Genomic DNA, 17,055 nt, shown 5'->3' with positions numbered 1-17,055 from the left:
ATCGTTGGCTCCAACCTCGCGACAGCCCCGGGCCGAGGAGCCCGCTGACGAACGCAAGCACCGCTCAAGCCGGGACTCAAGCGAGGTGTCGGCTCCAGAAGCCGTCGTCCGCCCAGCCATCTGGGACGCCCATGCCGCGAAGGTTCATCGGCGGCCGCGTGCTGAGAAGGTCGTGGAGCCGCTTCGCCCACCTACTGCGCGGAGACGCAGAGTCCAGGATCGACTGCAGAGACACCAGCACCGGGTAGAGGCGCTTTCGCGACCTCTCCGGAAGGGAGTCCGCGTTCTGCAACCACGAGATCGTGGGAGTTGTCGGGATCGCCGGGTACACGCCGAGGCCGACGTTCCACAGCCGCCCATGGTGGGCGCAGACGTTACGTACGCGGACGTAGGTGTGCATCCAGGACCCAAGCACGGGGGCGGTCAGCCCGATGCTCGTGGCGACCGCGGTTCGGTCGGACCGTTTACCCAGGTTGCGGTATGCGCTGGCCAATTGACCGATGGTCAGGGTCTCGACCATGAGCCAGGACGGCGGAAGCTCGGGCGAGCCGTAGGTCGTCAGGTAGTGCTCAAGGGCGGAGCGGTGGACTAGCGAGTCCTCGCCGGCGTCCGGTGTCCCGCGCAGCCGCTCGTCGCAGGTGGTTCGAACGATCTCCACTAGCCGATTGTGCCTGCCGCGATCGTTGAAGTGCCTGGCGTCCGTGTACCAGTGCGGGTCGTCGTACGTCGTCGACATGCGGTCGGTTAGCGCGGCGCGCACGGCGACCTCGACGCGTTCGAGCGCGTCCATGACGAGCAACCGAAGGGCGCGGTCGGAGGCGTAGAGGCCGAGCACGTCGTCGAACCCTGTGTCTTCGCGGAAGAGGTGATTCGGTCCACCGTGCTGGAAAGGGATCGTGTACGGCGAGAGCCTGTAGTAGCCGATGTGTCGCAGGTACCTTCGAGCACGATCCGGGGCCGGGATCCGCAGCCCGCGCTCGGTGAGCCTGTCGACGAGTTGGTTCAGGCTCAGCGGCGGCTTGTCGTAGGGGAGCGAGCCGCGGGGACGCAGCGGCCGTGGGGCGCGCGTTCGTCCAGGCATGCAGCGCTCCTCCATGCCCGCGGCAGAGAAAATCCCCCAAGTGCGCATCGTGGAGAGGCGTGGGGGATGTAGTGAGCGCACTGTAGCATGGATCACTGGCGCAGTGCATCGGAGAAGCAAGCGGAGCTGGTGCAACTGGCTCTGCCAGGGCAGCAGCCGAGGCATCAAGAAGGCGCTCCAAACACTTCACCCGGAAGATCGACGCGGAGCGCTGGCTCGCAGGCGTCGAGGTATCGAAGTCCCGCGGCGAGTGGATCGACCCCAACCTCTCCCGGATCACAGTCGGTGAGTGGGCCCGAACCTGGCTGGACGCCCAGTCGCAGCTGAAGCCAACCACGATCGCGCGCTACGGCGGCATCGTCGACAAGCACCTCGCTGCAACGTGGGGGCAGATCGCTATCGCGGACGTCACGCCGGCCGATGTGGCCGCGTGGCTGCAACGGCTGGCGTCGTCAGGTCTGGCAGCCGGGTCGGTGCGGTACATCCACCGAATCCTGTCGCTCTCCTTGGCCTACGCGGTTCTCGACGGACGGCTGAGCCGCAATCCCGCCGCCGGCGTTCCGCTCCCTCGAGCGAAGGCCAAGCCGAGGGTCTTTCTCACCCACGCCGAGGTCGGCCGACTCGCCTCCGAGTGTGGCGACTATGCCGTCCTCATCAACGCGCTCGGCTACACGGGCATGCGCTGGGGCGAGGCGGTGGCCCTCCAGGTCGAGGACGTCGACCTCCTCCGCCGCCGCATCCGCGTGACTCGCGCAATGGCCGAAGTTCGTGGGAAGGCGATCATCGGCACTCCAAAAGACCACGAGCGGCGAGACGTCCCAGTGCCGGCATTTCTTGTCGACGATCTCGCCGAACTCGTCGCCGGGCGCTCGCCCGCAGAACTCGTCTTCCCGTCGCCAAAAGGCAGCATCCTCCGCAACGGCAACTTCCGCCGCAATGTGTTCGACGCCGCCGCGCAGAGGGCCGGACTCGGAGGAATCACTCCACACGGTTTGCGGCATACCGCGGCTTCGTTGGCGATCCAAGCCGGCGCGACCGTCGTGGTGGTCTCCCGGATGCTCGGCCACAGCTCGGCGAAGGTCACCCTCGACGTCTACGCCCACCTGTTCGCCGACGACCTCGACACGGTCGCGGACCGCCTCCACGAGGCTCGCGCTCGAGCAAGTGCGGACCAAATGCGGACCAGCCGCCCGATGATCTTCGCTGAAGATCGCTTCGCCGGAGGTCAACATGCCGTCTGACCTGCGGACTTACGTGGAGCCGCCTTGGGGAGTCGAACCCCAGACCTACGCATTACGAGAATTGCCGTCCACGCGGTCGCGACAGGCATGTCCCGTATCGCCGCAGCTCAGCGGCTCGCAACGAGGCAGCACTGGCATCGCCGGAACCAATTGGAGGCCACGAAGGAGGCCACGCCGTCTGAGTCTGACCGACTTCGGACTTACTCATCTAGGTGGTTTCCAGGACGAAACGAGTGGTCGTAGGCGGTCAGGGATCGGGTGATGGGCTGGCCGGTGGCGCGGTTGTGCCAGATGACGGCGGTCATCGCGAGGAGGCGTTGCCCGATCCGGGCGCCGACCCCGTCGATGCTGCGGCCGTCGTGAAGTTCGAGGTCGAGCTGTCCTTTGAGGGTGTCGAAGATCGACTCGACGAGCTGGCGGACGGGTTTGAGCAGGTGCTCACCAGGTTGTGGGGTGCGGTTGCGGTAGGACGGGCGCAGCAGCGTGACACCACGGTCGGCGAGGTAGGTGTCGAGCTCGCGGGACACGTAGCCCTTGTCGGCGATGATGGTCAGGCCGGGCCGGTCAGCGGTCAGTGAGTGGTCGTGATCGAGCGCGGCGATCAGCACTTGGCGCTCGTCGATCTTCGGGTCGGCCAAGGCCCAGGTGATGGGGAGCCCGGCCGGGGTGGCGATCAGGTGCAGGCGCAGCCCCCAGAACCAGCGGGAGTGGCTGGCGCAGTAGCTGTAGCCGGCCCAGCCGGCCAGGTTCGACCGCTGGGCTGTGGGGCGGGGTCGGGCGCACTCGACCGGAGTGGAATCCACGACCCACACCGGGTCGGGCCACAGGTCGGTGTCACGAGCCAGGACCCGGATTAGGTGTTTGATCAGCGGTAACGCGGCGCGCAGGCGCTTGTTGTAGCCCGATTGGCCGGGCAGGTACGGGAAAGCGGCAGGCAATGCGCGGGGCACGAACCGCAGCCAACGGGCCTCGGACCGGACACCGAGCAGCACCTGCGCCACGGCCAGGGTGAGCAACTCGGCGTCGGTCAACTTCGGTGGTCTGCCCGTGCGGGTGCGCTGTCCGAGCCAGTCATCGATCTTGACGTAGAGTCCGGTCAGGAGGGTGTTGAGGTCTGTCGTCACAAACGGATCTTCAACACCCTCCTGCCATGTTCTGGGCAGGCTCGCCGTTAGGACTTACTCGTCTAGTGCGCCGATCCCGCGGACAGCCGACGCACGAGTGCACGCCCGAGCGGATCGTCCGCTCGGGCGTGTCGGAAGTCCGCTACGCGTTGGCCGCGGGCTCGGCAGGCGAGGCCGTTGATCCGGTGACATCGTCCGGGCGGTAGGGGCTGCGCAGCGCCAGCGTGGCGATCAGGCTGACGAGGGCGGCGACCGCCACGTACCCCGCCACCGCGGTGAGACCCCCGGTCGAACTGGCCAGCAGCGTCGCGACGATGGGCGCACACGCACCGCCCAGAACCCCACTGATCCCGTAGGCGACGGAGGCACCGCTGTATCGCACCTCGGCCGGAAAGGCCTCGGTGAGGTAGGCGCCGTACGGCCCCGTCATCAAGGCGATCGTCAGCGCGGCGACGATCGACCCGACGAGGAGGCCGATCGTCGAACCCGACTCCACCAAGGCGAAGTAGGGGAACGCCCACAGCCCCATCGCCACGATCCCGGCCACGAGGACCGGCCTGCGGCCGTAGCGCCCCGCCAGCATCGCCGCGAGCGGGAGGGCCACGCTCCAGAGCAGCGCGGCGACCATCGTGACCGTCAGCATCGTCGAGGCGCTGTGCAGCTTCGCCTGCGCGGCGTACCCGAGCACGAAGGCGAGGAGGAGGTTGCCCAGCACCGAGGCCGCGATGGTGACCCCGGACGCGGGGACCCAGATCCGCGGGGCACGGAACACGTCCGCGATCGGGGCGCGTCGGACCGTGTTCCGCGCCCGCAGCCGCTCGAACTCGGGGCTCTCGTCGATCTTCAGGCGGATCACCAGGCCGACGACGACGAGCACAGCGCTGGCGAAGAACGGGAGGCGCCAGCCCCAGGCCATGAAGCCCTCGTCCCCGATGGACAGCCGCACGAAGAGGAACACCATGCTGGAGAGGACCACGCCCAGCGGCAGGCCGACCTGGGGCAGGGAGCTGAACAGCGTGCGTTGTGCCGGCGTCTTGGCGTGTTCGAGGGCCAGCAGCGTGGCACCGCCCCATTCGCCACCGACCGCGAGCCCCTGCGCGAGCCGCACCACCACGAGGAGGATCGGGGCGGCGACGCCGATGGTCTCGTAGGTCGGGAGCACGCCGATCAGCGCCGTCCCGATGCCCATCACGAGCAGGGACAGGACCAGCATCTTCTTGCGGCCGACTCGGTCCCCGAAATGGCCGATCAGCGCGCCGCCGATGGGCCGGGCGACGAAGCCGATGGCGAAGGTCGACAGCGCGGCCAGCGTGCTCGCCAGGCTGGACGTGCTCGGGAAGAACTGCGGGGCGAACACCAGCGTCGCCGCGAGCGCGTAGATGAAGAAGTCGTACCACTCGATGGTGGTGCCGATCAGGCCCGCGATCGCGACGCGCCAGGGACGACCGGTCCCCGTCGTGGGTGTGGCGCCAGACATCGTTGTCCTTTCGGGGTGGTGTCAGAGGTCGAGCACGAGCCGGGAGCCGAGGCACCGCGAGACGCACGGCAGGAGCCGGTCCCCCGCGGCCTTTTCCTCGTCCGTCAGCGCGGAGTCGCGGTGATCGGGGAACCCGGCCACCACGGCGGTCTCACAGGTTCCGCAGGTGCCCTCCTCACACGAGGTGAGGATGTCGACGCCTGCCGCGAGCAGGACGTCGACGATCGTCCGGTCGGCGGGCACGAGGTACTCGGAGCCCGTCGAGGCGATCGTCACCGTGAACGCACGGTCCACGGCGGTCGGATCCACGTCCTTGGGCGCGAAGCGCTCCGTCCGCAGCCGGAGCCCACGGGCGGCGCACGCCGCCTCGGCGGCGGCGAGCAGCGATTCGGGCCCGCAACAGTAGACCAGGGTGTCGGGGGGCACCGCGTCCAGCGCTGCAGTGAGATCGATCAGCCCCGACTCGTCCTGCGGGACGAGGGTCAGCCGCCCACCCGCGACCTCGGCCAGCACCTCGCCATAGGCCATCGCCGCGCGGCTGCGCCCGCCGTAGTGGATCGACCACTCCGCGCTGCCCGCCGCGACCCGGCGGGCCATGACCAGCAGCGGGGTGATACCGATGCCGCCCGCGAGGAACAGGTAGCCAGGTGCCTCCTCGAGTGGGAAGTGGTTGCGCGGGCCACACACGGTGAGCTTGTCGCCCACCACGACGCGGTCGTGCAGCCACGTGGACCCGCCACGTCCCGCAGGCTGGCGCAGCACGGCGATCCGGTAGGCGGTGCGGTCCGCCGGGTCGCCGCACAGCGAATACTGGCGGACCAGCCGATCGGTGTCCACGTCACCGACCGCGACGTCGATGTGCGCCCCCGGCTCCCAGGCGGGAAGCGCGCCACCCGCCACCGGGCGCAGGACGAACTCGAGCACGTCCTCAGCGAGGCGGGTGCGTGCTTCGACGACGACGTCGATCTCGTCCGTCATGGGGAATCCTCCGGGGTGAAGGCGACGGGCAGGGCGTAGTGCGTCATCAGCGACCCGCCGACCAGGCCGCTCTCGACGGGATCCCCGTCGAGCCGCAGGTCCGGGATCCGGTCGAGCAGCCTGCCCAGCGCGATCCGCAACTCGGCCCGGGCGAGGTGCTGGCCCTGGCACACGTGCGAGCCCGACCCGAAGGTGACGTGCCGGTTGCGGGTGCGGGCCCGGTCGAAGGTCTCGGGATCGCTGAACTCGCGCGGGTCGCGGTTCGCCGCCGCCAGGTCGAGCAGCACTCGGCCGCCCTCCGCGAGCTCGTGGTCGCCGACCTGCACCGGGCACCGGACCGTGCGGGCGAACAGCTGCAGCGGTGTGGTCAGCCGCAGGCTCTCCTCGATGACCCGCGGCAGTCCCTTTCGGTCGGCGATCAATTCGTCACGCAACCCCGGCAGGGTGAGGACGTGCCGGATCAACCCGCCGAGTGCCGACCCGGTGGAGTGGTGGCCACCGACGATGTAGGCCAGCAACAGCCCGGTCGCGCCGGCCTCGTCGATCGTCCTGCCCTCGACGACGCCCTTCGCCATCTGCGTCAGCATGTCGTCACGCGGATGCTCGCGACGGTCGGCCAACCACCGCTGGGTGGTGTCGTGGAACTCGGCGTACCGAGCGGGGAACTCGGCGGTGCCCATCGCCGCGTACAGCGCGGCGGCGATGCCGCGGGCCCGCACGGCCTCCGGCTGCTCGAGCCCGATCATCCGCCCGATCACGATCGCGGGCAGGGGCTCGGCGAGCTGGTCGACGAGGTCCGCCTTCCCCGACCCGGCGAAGGCGTCGATCAGCAGGTCGACGACCTCGGCGATCACCGGCTCGAACGCCCGCACGGCACGCGGGGTGAGCGGTCCGTCGAGGACCCGCCGCCACTCGGCGTGCTCGGGCTCGTCGAACTCCAGGGCCGGGACCGGCGGGAGCAGGGGGTTGGCGGGGATCTTCACACCGTCGGCGGAGGAGAACGCCACCGGGTCGTTCAGGGCGCTCCGGACGTTCTCGTACCGGGTCAGGTAGTCGAAACCGCCGTGGCGGTCGCTGTGCACCACCGGGCAGCGCTCGCGCATCTCGGCGTGGGCGCGACGAACCTCGGTGGCGGGCAGGGTGCCGTCGAGGTGGTCGAAGGCGGCGGGTGTAGTGGACAAGACGGCTCCTTCGTCTGCACTGACGGGTGCGCTCAGCGTGGTCCGGGAGATCCGGTCGGTCTATCCGGTCGACGCGGCGGTGTCCGCACGACGCGACCGGTCGGCGGTTCGGCGCTCAGCGGCGGGCGGCGCATTCCGCGGCGAAGGCGAGCTGCCCGAGGTGAAACGCACGCGAGAGCCGGTGATGGTCGAGATTGTGGCCCGCTCCGCGCTGGATCCGAGCGGTCACCCAGGGCGCCGAGCTGAAAGCCTGGGCGAAGGCCGCCAGCCGGTCCTCGTCGACGACCCACAACCCGTCGTACTCGGCGAGTGTGTAGTGGACGGGGACGACTACCTCGGCCGCGACCTTCCCGTGCTCCGCCGGCCATCCGTCCACGATCTCCAGCATCTCGGCGAGTGGCAGTGGAGCGACACTGGTCCGGGCCGCGTCGACGGCGTCGTCATCCACCGTGCCCGCCGGCCCGTACAGCAGCGCCCGTCGCTGCGGAGCCGGGAGCTCCACCGGCCCCGCCCCCGGCGGGACGGCGCGCCATGCGTCGATCACGTGGGCAGGCGACCGGTCACCGACGCCGTGCAGAGAGAGCCCGAGCAGTGGCCACTGCGGCCGGCGGGCCGCCAGGTGGACCGCGATCGCCGAGCCGATCGAGTGCGAGACCACGACGACGCCCGGCCGGGCACCGCCGCGCTCCCGCCACAGTGCTCCGATCGCCTCGTCGACGACCTCCGCGGAACGGGCGAAGGTGAGCTCGCCGGCCGGAGGGTGGCTCCCGCCGTACCCGGGCCGGTCCAGCGCCACCACCTCGAAACCCGCCGCGGCGCCGACGTCGAGCAGCGAGTGCCCCGGGACGTCGAAGTAGCCTGAGTGATGACCTCCGCCGTGTAGGGCCACCACCAGCGGTGTGTCCCTGGCGGCCGGGCCCGCGCCGCGGCCGGTGACCGGCCCTGCTGTGGTTCGCACCTGCACCGTCGTCGTTGCCATCATCGTCATCCCCTCGTTGTGCGGTGCCGCCCGTCGCGCTCGGCACGTCGGGCGCCGTGCAGGGTGACGGACGGCGTGATCCCGTAGCGGGCGCGGTAGTCCTGCGCGAACCGGCCCAGATGAACGAACCCGCAGGCCAGGGCGATGTCCGCGACCGTCGTATCGTTCGGGGAGCCGGACAACATCCGATGGGCCCGCACGAGCCGCTGCTCGCGCTGGTAGCGAGTGAGCGAGGTGGCGAACCGCGAGCGGAAGCCCTCCTGGAGCGTGCGCAGCGACACCCCCGCCGCAGCGGCGAGCTCCTCGGGGCGCAGCGGCGCGACCGGGTCTGCCGCGATCCTCTCCGCCACGGCACCCGCCGCCCGGTGTCCACGTGCTCCACCGCACCGGGTCATGGCGGCCGCGTGGTCGTGCGGCTGGGCCAGCAGGAGAGTGGTGACCAGCATGCGTTCCAGCTCTGCACCCGCAGCGGCGGGTAGCACGCCGCTGTCGAAGCGGTCCACCGTGGAGGCCGCCAGCCGGAGCACCCCGGGCCACGGCGAGTCGTCCGGCACCCGCAGGTCGAAGGTCAGACCGTCTGGCGGCTCCGTCCCGACCCGGGAGAACGCCTGGTCGACGACGGCGCGCGGCAGCTTCGCCGCGACCTGCGCCGTCCGGGGGGCGAACCGCAGGCACAAGCGCTCCCCCGGTGAAATCACGCAGGCCCCGCCCGCTGCGATGCGGTGCCGCCCCAGATCGGTTGCGACGTCCATCCCACCGCTGAGCGCGAGCACGGCGGTGTAGTAGTCCATCGGAACCCGAGCCGTGACCTCGGCTTCGCCCTCGTACAGTGCGGAGAGCAGCGTCGATGTGCCGATCGCGACGGCGTGCACGCGGGATCCGAACTCCCGGGGGCGGGTCGCGCGCAGCCGGTGCGCCGACATCACCCGGCCCGCCACCTCCTCGGCCTCGTCGAGTGCGGTGGTCTGCATCCGGGTGTGTCGGCGCAGCGGCAGGGGCGTCGTCGTCATTTCGGTCCTCCGTACCCGACCGCGCCCGCTACGCGCCCGCCCGCGGGGCCAGATCCTCGGCGAGCCGGCGGAGGCGGACCCGGTCGATCTTGCCGACCTGGCTGACCCGCGGCATCTCCCCCAGCACCTCGACGTGCTCGGGCCACTTGTACTTCGCGACCTCCAGGCGCTCGAAGTGGGCCCGGACGGCCGCGAGGTCGATCTCCGCGCCCTCCCTCGTCACGACGAAGGCACAGGCCCGCTCGCCGAGCCGAGGGTCGGGCATCGCGACCAGCGCCGCCTCGGAGATCGCGGGGTGCGAGCCGAGCAGCAGCTCGACCTCCTCGGTGTTGATCTTCTCTCCGCCCCGGCTGATCATGTTCTTGATCCGGCCCTCGACGGTGTAGCAGCGCACTCCCGCGATGGTCCGCTCGGCCATCAGGTCCCCGGTGCGGTAGAACCCGTCGGCGGTGAAGGCCCGGCGGTTGTGCTCGGCGGAGTCGTAGTACCCGCGCAGCGTGTAGGGGCCGCGGGTGCAGAGCTCACCCACCTCGCCGGGCGCCACCTCGTCCTCGGTCCCGGGCTCGTAGAGGCGGATCTCGTCGGCGCTGCAGATGGGGACACCGACGCTCTCCGACCGCGCGTCGAGCGGGTGGTCGAGCGGGGTGGTCAGGCACAGGCCCTCGCTCATCCCGAAGATCTGTCCGGCCCAGATACCGTGGGCGTCCAGGGCGTCGACATGGGTGCGTGGGACCTTCTTGCCGCTGAAGAGGACCCGACGCAGCGAACCCGCCGCGGCGAGCCCCTCGTCGAGGGCGACGTCGTAGGCGAACGGGCCGAGCAGCAGGTCAGTGGCCTCGTTACGGACCACAAGATCGACGGCGGCCCGCGCGTCGGGCACGCCAAGCACGAGCGTCGCGCCGACGCTGTGCGGACCCTGCAGCCCGATGATCACCCCGGCGTTGTGCACGATCGGCATCATGAAGGCCATCCGGTCGCCAGCGCCCCAGCCCATCGCGCGGGCCAGACTCGCACCGTAGAGCCAGTACGGGGCCTGCAAACAGGGGATCACCTTGGGCACCCCGGTCGTGCCGCCGGACAGCTGGAACGCCGCCAGGGACTGCATGCCCAGCCCCGCCTGCACACGCTCCACGATCGCACGGGCCGCTGCGGGGTCGATGTCGTCCCCGAGGTGGTCGAGCTCGACCGCACGGGGGTCGGACGCGGCGCCGTCGGACACGAGGACCGTCCGCTCGGTGCCCGCCGCCTGCTCGAACGCGAAGGCGACCAGGTCGAAGCGCGGGTCCGCGGCGGCGACCAGGTGGGCGGCGGGCGAGGTCTGGCGGGCGATCTCCCCGATCTCGTGTCCACGGTGGAGCGGCAGCGTGCAGACCGGCACCAACCCGGCCTTCAGCAGCGCGTACCACGCGACCACGGTGTGGACGGTGTTATGCACCTGCAGCAGCACGGCGCCGCCGGGGGCGAGCCCCAGCCCGTTGAGGCCCGCGGCGCGCTGGTCGCTGAGCCGGTCCAGCTCGGCGAAGGTCAGACGGGTGGTACCGCAGACCACCGCGTCGGTCGTCGGGTGCTCGAGGGCGATCGCGTGGAGGTGCTCCGCGATCGTCGGGGCCTGCCAGAGGCCCTCGCGGACGTAGCGGGCCTCGACCTCGGGTGGGTAGCGGACGATCGTGGTGTCGGAAGCGAGCGTCATCGCACGTCTCTCTCGTCGGGGCGTCAGCGTAGGTCGCGCTCGTAGCCGAGCACCACGTCGCGGTTCTGGCGGCGGAAGTCGCGGTAGGAGACCCGCCCGGTCCGCATGAGGTACTCCAGCGCGAACTTCGTGGGGTGGGTGACCGTGCGGCCGGGCAGGCCCTCGTACCAGTCGATGCTCCGCTTGGCGGCGGCCTGGAAGGCGTCCGCGACAGGCTTGCGGGTGCGCTCGAACTCCTTGAGGCCCACCTCGACGTCCCACCCGGAGCCGGCAAGGGCTTTCGCCAGGTAGACGGCGTCCCGCATTGCGAAGCGGGTGCCCGACCCGATCGACGGATGCACGGTGTGCAACGCGTCCCCGATCAGGACGAGGTTGCGGTGGGTCCAGCGGGCGCAGCCGAGGAACTTCGTCTGGAACCACGGCGAGTGGTTGCTCCGCAGCGGGGCGCCGTCGAGCGAGCTCGCGAACAGGTGCTCGCACAGCGCCCGCGACTCCTCCTCGGTCATCTCGCCGAACCCGAGCCGGTCGAAGGTCTCCTGGCCGACCTCGACGGTGAAGTTGCTCATCTCCGGGGAGAACTGCGAGGCGTGGCTCATCAGCAGGCCGTGGTCGCTGTTCTGCAAGATGATCGACGGCGGGTAGGCCTTGGGCGTGCCGTACCAGGCCAGCCAGTTCGTGCCCAGCTCCTCGGCGGGGGCGAACTGCTCGGCGAACCGCTCCCGGGTCCGGCTGTTCACCCCGTCCGCGCCGACCACGAGGTCCCAGTCCGCCAGCTCGGCCTCGCTGACGGCGGACTCCGCATCGTGATCGACGGTCACGCCCGCCTCGCGGGCGATCCGTTCCAGCGCCGCCAGCAAGGTCCAGCGGGCGTTGAGGAAGCTCCGCCCGACGTGCACCGGAACGTCCGTCCCGTCGAGGCTGAGCACCATCTCGTCGTGACTCATGCCCGCGGTCAGGGCGTCGACGACGTCCGGGGCGGCGGGTCGCAGCGCCTCGGCCGCGCTCTCGCTGAAGGCCACTCCCCAGCCGTAGGTCACACCGGGCGGGTTCTGCTCGCGGACCTGCACGGTCGCCGTCGGGACGGCCCGCTTGGCGAGGAGGGCGAAGAACAGGCCCGCGGGTCCGCCGCCGACCACCAGTACCCTCACAGTCCGGTCCCCTTCCACAGCGCCGCCTGACGCGCGACGCGCTCACCGAGCGACGCGGCGGTCCGCAGGTCGCTGTCCTTCATGCCTTCCAGCCCCTGGTCCGAGTTCGACTGGGCCATCGCGCCCGCGTAGGCACCCAGCCGGTTGAGCTCGGCGTCGGAGCCGGAGCTGCGCCCGTTGCCGTCCAGCAGGCCCAGGCCGACCCAGACCATCCCGTGCTGCATCGCGAAGAGCCACAGCTGGGTCAGGGTGCTGAGCTTGTCCCCGGAGTGTCCGCTGGAGTTGGTGAACCCGGCGGCGAGCTTGCCCTTCCACCCCTGGTCCAGCCAGATCTTGGAGCTCGCCTCCATGAACGTCTTGAACACGGCGGAGCCGCTGCCCATGTAGGTGGGGGTGCCGAGGACGAGCGCGTCGCACCCGTCGAGCTGTCGGGGGTCGAGGGCGACCTCCTCGGCGAAGTACAGCGAGACCTCCGTCCCGGGGACCGCGGCGGCCCCCTCCCCGACGGCCCGGGCCTGGGCGGCGGTGTGGCCGAAGCCGCTGTCGTAGACGACTGCGATGGAGCCCACGTGGGTCACCTCTTTCCGTGTGGTGCTGCGGTGCCGAAGCGCTCGGCGAGCCAGTGGCCGACGTGGACGGCGGCGGCGGCGTAACCGGTCGGCTCGCCCTCGGCCACGGGCTGGCCGAAATGCTGTCCGCGCACGACGTGGTGCGTGAGATCGCCCGCCCCGAGAGCGGCGACCATCCGGGCGCCCGAAGCTGGCCGCGCCGCCTGGTCCCCGCTGAACTCCAGGTACAGCGTCGGGACCGTGACCCTGGGGGCACACCGCACGAAGTCCGCACGGGTGTGGTTCGCCGACCAGGTCGAGAGCCAGGAGTCCGGGGTGGTGAGCCTGCCGAAACCGACGAGCCCGTAGTTGATCAGGTCCGGTCGGCGTCCGAACAGCGACCCGTAGTGCCGGTCGTTGGGCTCGATGCTCAGGTCCACGTACGCCGGGTCGGCGTCGGTCCGGTAGGTGGTGAGGATGCGCGGAGCCAGCGCCGCTCGCCGGTCGGCCGGGTCCTTGCTCCTGCTGAACCGGGCTCGCATTCGCGCGACCTCGTCGGCCGCGGCGAGCGCCCGTGCGTCGATGCGGGCGATCCGCTCGGCCTGCGCGGCGCGGTAGGCGGCGAGGAAGTCCGCCGAGTAGCGGCTCGGTTCCGGCGGCGCCGCGAAGCCGTTGCGGGCCGAGTACATGTCGAGCGCGGGATCCACCGACATCGGGTCCGTCTCGTCGATGACCGACGGGTCGATGCAGTGGCGCAAGACCTGCCCCTGCCCGGGATGGGGCGCGAGGAAGATCGCCCCGTCGGGCATCGGCATCCGCGTCCCGGGAAGTGGGACCGGCCTGCCCGCCGGAGTCACATCGAGGCGCCGCTCGGGCTCCGACGCGGCCTGTTCGATGTAGAAGGCCGAGAGCGTGCCGCCGCCGGAATGGCCGAAGGTCAGCACCGTCTCGAAGCCCAGGTCACGCAGCAGGACGTGTCCGGCCGCCGCGTCGAGCAGCGCCTGCTCGTGCACGAGCGCGATGTCGTTGTTCGGCGACCGGGTGCCCTGGGTCCAGACCGACACCCCCGCCCGCAGGAACTCGGGGATCATCGGATGATGAGTCAGGGACTGTCGGGGATGCATGACGGTGACCACCGCGGTGGCGCCGTCGAGGGTGTGCAGGACGCCCTCCACCTTGGCCCCGTCCGCGGTCGTCAGCTGGTGGGTGGCGATCGTGACGCCGGGCGGCGGCTCCGACGTGTCGACGTCTCGCCCCGCACCGAGACGGTCGACGGCGATGGGACTCACGGTGCGTCGCCCCACGGCTCGACGACCAGCTCGACCTTGTCCCAGCGCGACACCCGGCCTCCCTCGACGGCGGCGACCGAGCTGTACCAGACCGCGTTGCGACAGCCGGTGGCACCGCGTTCGATCCGGATCTCGCCAACCGTTTCGACCTCGAGGTAGGGCCCGCGACGGCGGACGGTCGCGTCCGGGTCCTTGCTCGCGACCTCGGCCAGTGGCCGGAAGTCGTCGACGTCGAGGACGTAGAGGGTGGTCATGCGAACGTCACCAGCTCGGCCTCACCCGCGTAGCGCTCGGCGATGAGCCGAGCCTTGCGTGCGAAGAACTTCTCCAGGGTCGGCTCGTCCCCGCCGGTCACGTCCATGAGGGCGTCGACGCTGACGTTCGCGTCGATGTCATCCTCGACCGTGATCGCCCGCAGCGGGCGGGTGATCTCCATCAGGTAGCCGTTGGGATCGGTCACGTAGATCGACTCGACCGTTTCGTGCCGGACCTGGAGCTCACACGGCCAGTCGCTGGCATCGAGCCGGCGGCGGTACTCCTGGAGGTGCTCCTCGGAGTCCACGTGGATCGCCAGGTGCCGGGCTCGATGGATCAGCTCCGGAATCGCGGTGTCCCGGTAGGGCTCGACCCCGAAGTAGTAGAAGAACGCCAACCGGTCGCCGTTGCCGATGTCGAAGAAGAAGTGGATGAAGTCCGGGTGCTCGCCCGGACCCCAACCCAGGGCGCAGGTCGCGTGCACGACGGGAAACCCCAGCACGTCCCGGTAGAACGTGATGGTCCCCCGGGGGTCGAACGTCGGGAACGCGGCGTGGTCGACCCCTCGGACCACGTGCGCTCGTTCCGTGGTGGACATCGGATGACTCCTCCCGCGTCGGATGGTGCGGGCTCGAGCCTAAAGCGATCTGTCACACACGTCAAGAAACTGACGAGCAAGTATTGCTCAGTCTTCTTCGCGGAGCAGTCGGGCCAAGTAGTCGAGGTCCTGCTGCAGGAGGGCGACGGCGCCGAGCGGCGTGGGTGCGCTGGGGCGGCGCTCGTCGACCTGCGCGACCATGGCCAAGGCGTTGGCCGCGATCTGCTCGGCCACCGGGTCAGCCGGATGAGCGGGTGCGGGGTGGAACCACCAGGCCACCCAGTTGCACATACCGATGATCGACAATGCCGTGACGCGACTGTCGAGCGGCCGGAACAGCCCGGCCGTGACGCCCTCGTCCAACACGGCCGTGATCTCGCGCAGCACGGCCCGGCGGGACCCCAGGTGACGCTCGGCGATCTCGACGGGCAACGACTGCTCACTACGGTCGAGCGTCCGGAACTGGGCCGGATGCTCCGCTCGCTGCAGGACGAGCGTCTGGACGAGCGTGCGCAGCTTCTCCGCGGGATCGAGGTCCCCCCGCTCCCGCACCGCACGGAGGGTGTCGGCGGCCTCCTGGCTCGTCGCCTCGACCATCGCGACCAGCAGCTCCTCCTTGCTCCGGACGTAGTTGTACAGGTTCGGCCTGCTCAACCCCACTGCGTCCGCGACGTCCTGCAGCGTCGTGCCCTCGTAGCCGCGCTCGGCGAACAGCTGCATCGCCTGCTCCAGGATCTCGCTCATCAGGAGCTTGCGCCGCGGCGCGGCCTGCTTGCGAGGTCCCCGGCCGCTGCCACCCCGCTCGGCGTCCTCCGTCACCTGGCCACCGTAGACGGCTATCGCTCCCACGACCGGACGCTCCTCCGCGTCCGGCCGGCCCCGGCCAAGATGGGGCGGAGAGATCGACCCGGCCGCACCAAGCCGACTGACCCCTACCAGGTCTACTCATGCCAGCCATGAGACGACCGAGCTACGCACAGAGGAGGCCACGCAATCTTGAACAGAATGCCGAGCACAAGCCTCTGACCTGCAGAAATGGAGCCGCCTTGGGGAGTCGAACCCCAGACCTACGCATTACGAGTCAATTATTGGTCGTATTTCTTCGTAGTTCGACGTCTATTCCGCTGTTGCAACTCCGTGCACTTTCCCAGGTGAGACGGCAAACGAGTCATCGGGCGTATCAGCGTGTGCCGGAACGTTCAGCATCACATCGGTGACACACACTGAACACATGCTCGGGCTCCACACGAACGGACCAGGACGACAGCCTTAGATCGACGGCGCTGGCGTCCTACGTTCATCTCATGACGACGAACACCGCACACGCCGCTTGCAGCCACCCGACCACGAAGTCCGCCCGCGCGAAGTGCCGCCGCACGAACGGCAAGGCTTACGCCGCGTCGATTCTCGCCCGCTCGATCGCGTCGAAGCCGTCCGCAATCATCGAGCCCTGTTCGTGCCGTGGCCCTGTCGAAGACAACATGTGCACGCTGTGCGATCGTCCCGTTCCCGCGCTCGTCGCGGCCTGACGCTTCGAGCTCTACACAATCGTACTAGGCGAGAACGGTAGGGACTGGCAGCCACAGTTTCCTACGTTCGTCTTATGACTCTGATTGAACGCCTCGTCTCGATTGGCGACGTGTACGGGCTCTCCGCCCTGTCGCTCGTGCACGCCGTCAATTTCGAGGTCCCGGCTCCAGCCGACGCAATCACGAAAGCGCGTGAGGCAATCATCGCCGACCGCGGATACGTCAGCGAGTCCGTCATTGATGAGCTGATCGACGAGATGCACCACACCGCAGACAACGCAAACGACTGAAGGAGAACACGATGAGCGAGACCGTTCCCACCAAGTCCGCTGCCGAGGCGTGTGGCACCACACCCCGCCTGCTGCGTCAGTTCCTCCGCGCAAGCAAGGACTACGAGGCCGTCGGCTCCGGTGGCCGCTACGCGTTCGAGGCCGACGCCCTGCCCCAGCTCACGGCCCGCTTCCGTGCGTGGCTCGCCGAGCGTGAGGCCGCAGCCAAGGCCCGCGCTGAGCAGGCCGCGAAGGAGGCTGCCGAGGACACACCCAACCCGAGCCCCGAGGACATCGTCGAGGTCGAGGACGACCAGCCCGCTTCGAAGCCCACTCGCGGACGCAAGCCCTCTGCTGCCTGACCGAACCAGAGCCCTGCACCGATCTCCGGTGTGGGGCTTTCTGGTGGACGCGCCAGCATCGTCACGCCCCGACACGTCACGCATTGACGCGCGCACGGACGTCTGAGCTTGTCCCTGCGCGTCTTTGACAACGCGACCGACAGCAACTATGGGCGACGACGTGCGGACGCGTCAGGGACGAACTGGGCCCGGGATTGTAGAGCCTCCAAGCCCATGACGTCCCGAGAGTTCGCCACGAGGAAACGCATGGGCGCTGGTCTGGGACCCGCTCGGCATTTCTCCCCATAATTTGTCCA

Annotated in this window: 18 protein-coding genes; 4 read left to right on the top strand and 14 right to left on the bottom strand. The window is 69.8% G+C overall.

From position 1 onward, the window contains the following. Positions 1-76: 76 nt before the first annotated feature. A complete protein-coding gene (locus LWC35_RS18330) occupies positions 77-1,081 on the bottom strand; it encodes an Abi family protein (RefSeq protein WP_232871371.1) in 1,005 nt (334 codons plus the stop codon). Between the two features lie 95 nt (positions 1,082-1,176). On the opposite strand from LWC35_RS18330, the gene LWC35_RS18325 reads away from it, so the two are divergent. Beyond that, positions 1,177-2,322 (top strand): tyrosine-type recombinase/integrase, encoded by a 1,146-nt coding sequence (locus LWC35_RS18325; protein ID WP_269804394.1) that lies wholly within the window; start codon positions 1,177-1,179, stop codon positions 2,320-2,322. Between the two features lie 200 nt (positions 2,323-2,522). On the opposite strand, the gene LWC35_RS18320 is transcribed toward LWC35_RS18325, so the two are convergent. The 13 genes from LWC35_RS18320 to LWC35_RS18260 form a co-directional block, all read right to left on the bottom strand. Next, positions 2,523-3,446 carry an IS982 family transposase gene (locus LWC35_RS18320; RefSeq protein WP_232871369.1) on the bottom strand — a complete coding sequence of 308 codons (924 nt, stop codon included), beginning with the start codon at positions 3,444-3,446 and terminating at the stop codon, positions 2,523-2,525. A 142-nt stretch (positions 3,447-3,588) separates the two neighbouring features. Beyond that, positions 3,589-4,923, bottom strand: coding sequence for an MFS transporter (locus LWC35_RS18315; RefSeq protein WP_232871368.1), 1,335 nt, complete (start codon positions 4,921-4,923; stop codon positions 3,589-3,591). Between the two features lie 21 nt (positions 4,924-4,944). Then, entirely contained in the window at positions 4,945-5,901 is a 957-nt protein-coding gene (locus LWC35_RS18310) for a PDR/VanB family oxidoreductase (RefSeq protein WP_232871367.1), read from the bottom strand. Beyond that, complete coding sequence (locus tag LWC35_RS18305) at positions 5,898-7,082, bottom strand: cytochrome P450 (RefSeq protein ID WP_232871366.1); 1,185 nt, start codon at positions 7,080-7,082, stop codon at positions 5,898-5,900. The genes LWC35_RS18310 and LWC35_RS18305 overlap by 4 nt, the downstream gene beginning before the upstream one ends. Before the next feature lie 115 nt (positions 7,083-7,197). Then, the gene (locus tag LWC35_RS18300) at positions 7,198-8,070 is read right to left on the bottom strand and encodes an alpha/beta hydrolase (protein ID WP_232871365.1); all 873 of its coding nucleotides are present in this window, start codon (positions 8,068-8,070) and stop codon (positions 7,198-7,200) included. Continuing rightward, positions 8,067-9,071 (bottom strand): AraC family transcriptional regulator, encoded by a 1,005-nt coding sequence (locus LWC35_RS18295; protein ID WP_232871364.1) that lies wholly within the window; start codon positions 9,069-9,071, stop codon positions 8,067-8,069. Before LWC35_RS18295 ends, LWC35_RS18300 begins: the two co-directional genes overlap by 4 nt. Before the next feature lie 28 nt (positions 9,072-9,099). Further along, positions 9,100-10,761 (bottom strand): AMP-binding protein, encoded by a 1,662-nt coding sequence (locus tag LWC35_RS18290; RefSeq protein ID WP_232871363.1) that lies wholly within the window; start codon positions 10,759-10,761, stop codon positions 9,100-9,102. Positions 10,762-10,784: 23 nt separating this feature from the next. Beyond that, positions 10,785-11,909, bottom strand: a complete 1,125-nt coding sequence (locus LWC35_RS18285; RefSeq protein WP_232871362.1) for an FAD-dependent monooxygenase — start codon at positions 11,907-11,909, stop codon at positions 10,785-10,787. Beyond that, positions 11,906-12,478 carry a flavodoxin family protein gene (locus LWC35_RS18280; protein ID WP_232871361.1) on the bottom strand — a complete coding sequence of 191 codons (573 nt, stop codon included), beginning with the start codon at positions 12,476-12,478 and terminating at the stop codon, positions 11,906-11,908. The genes LWC35_RS18285 and LWC35_RS18280 overlap by 4 nt, the downstream gene beginning before the upstream one ends. 5 nt (positions 12,479-12,483) lie before the next feature. After that, positions 12,484-13,746: an alpha/beta hydrolase gene (locus LWC35_RS18275; protein WP_232871360.1), complete on the bottom strand. Its 1,263-nt coding sequence runs from the start codon at positions 13,744-13,746 to the stop codon at positions 12,484-12,486. Continuing rightward, positions 13,743-14,000: a hypothetical protein gene (locus tag LWC35_RS18270; protein WP_232871359.1), complete on the bottom strand. Its 258-nt coding sequence runs from the start codon at positions 13,998-14,000 to the stop codon at positions 13,743-13,745. Before LWC35_RS18270 ends, LWC35_RS18275 begins: the two co-directional genes overlap by 4 nt. After that, the gene (locus LWC35_RS18265; RefSeq protein WP_232871358.1) at positions 13,997-14,599 is read right to left on the bottom strand and encodes a VOC family protein; all 603 of its coding nucleotides are present in this window, start codon (positions 14,597-14,599) and stop codon (positions 13,997-13,999) included. The genes LWC35_RS18270 and LWC35_RS18265 overlap by 4 nt, the downstream gene beginning before the upstream one ends. Positions 14,600-14,686: 87 nt before the next feature. After that, positions 14,687-15,418: a TetR/AcrR family transcriptional regulator gene (locus tag LWC35_RS18260; protein ID WP_232871357.1), complete on the bottom strand. Its 732-nt coding sequence runs from the start codon at positions 15,416-15,418 to the stop codon at positions 14,687-14,689. A gap of 485 nt (positions 15,419-15,903) precedes the next feature. Here LWC35_RS18260 and LWC35_RS18255 point away from each other — a divergent pair, with 485 nt between their 5' ends. From LWC35_RS18255 to LWC35_RS18245, 3 genes are all read left to right on the top strand, one after another. Further along, complete coding sequence (locus tag LWC35_RS18255) at positions 15,904-16,128, top strand: hypothetical protein (RefSeq protein ID WP_232871356.1); 225 nt, start codon at positions 15,904-15,906, stop codon at positions 16,126-16,128. A gap of 74 nt (positions 16,129-16,202) precedes the next feature. Then, positions 16,203-16,418: a hypothetical protein gene (locus tag LWC35_RS18250; RefSeq protein WP_232871355.1), complete on the top strand. Its 216-nt coding sequence runs from the start codon at positions 16,203-16,205 to the stop codon at positions 16,416-16,418. 11 nt (positions 16,419-16,429) lie between these two features. Further along, positions 16,430-16,759 (top strand): hypothetical protein, encoded by a 330-nt coding sequence (locus LWC35_RS18245; RefSeq protein WP_232871354.1) that lies wholly within the window; start codon positions 16,430-16,432, stop codon positions 16,757-16,759. Positions 16,760-17,055: the final 296 nt, after the last annotated feature.

The sequence above is a fragment of the Pseudonocardia kujensis genome, from assembly GCF_021283305.1.
Lineage (GTDB): Bacteria > Actinomycetota > Actinomycetes > Mycobacteriales > Pseudonocardiaceae > Pseudonocardia > Pseudonocardia kujensis.
The sequence above is the reverse complement of the archived record's forward strand: the minus strand, read 5'-3'. Positions and strand labels throughout refer to the sequence as shown.

Coding starts and splice junctions, on each gene's coding strand:
- LWC35_RS18330 (WP_232871371.1), bottom strand. CDS start 1,081: ATGCCTGGACGAACGCGCGCCCCACGGCCGCTGCGTCCCCGCGGCTCG.
- LWC35_RS18315 (WP_232871368.1), bottom strand. CDS start 4,923: ATGTCTGGCGCCACACCCACGACGGGGACCGGTCGTCCCTGGCGCGTC.
- LWC35_RS18310 (WP_232871367.1), bottom strand. CDS start 5,901: ATGACGGACGAGATCGACGTCGTCGTCGAAGCACGCACCCGCCTCGCT.
- LWC35_RS18300 (WP_232871365.1), bottom strand. CDS start 8,070: ATGACGATGATGGCAACGACGACGGTGCAGGTGCGAACCACAGCAGGG.
- LWC35_RS18295 (WP_232871364.1), bottom strand. CDS start 9,071: ATGACGACGACGCCCCTGCCGCTGCGCCGACACACCCGGATGCAGACC.
- LWC35_RS18290 (WP_232871363.1), bottom strand. CDS start 10,761: ATGACGCTCGCTTCCGACACCACGATCGTCCGCTACCCACCCGAGGTC.
- LWC35_RS18270 (WP_232871359.1), bottom strand. CDS start 14,000: ATGACCACCCTCTACGTCCTCGACGTCGACGACTTCCGGCCACTGGCC.
- LWC35_RS18265 (WP_232871358.1), bottom strand. CDS start 14,599: ATGTCCACCACGGAACGAGCGCACGTGGTCCGAGGGGTCGACCACGCC.
- LWC35_RS18255 (WP_232871356.1), top strand. CDS start 15,904: ATGACGACGAACACCGCACACGCCGCTTGCAGCCACCCGACCACGAAG.
- LWC35_RS18250 (WP_232871355.1), top strand. CDS start 16,203: ATGACTCTGATTGAACGCCTCGTCTCGATTGGCGACGTGTACGGGCTC.
- LWC35_RS18245 (WP_232871354.1), top strand. CDS start 16,430: ATGAGCGAGACCGTTCCCACCAAGTCCGCTGCCGAGGCGTGTGGCACC.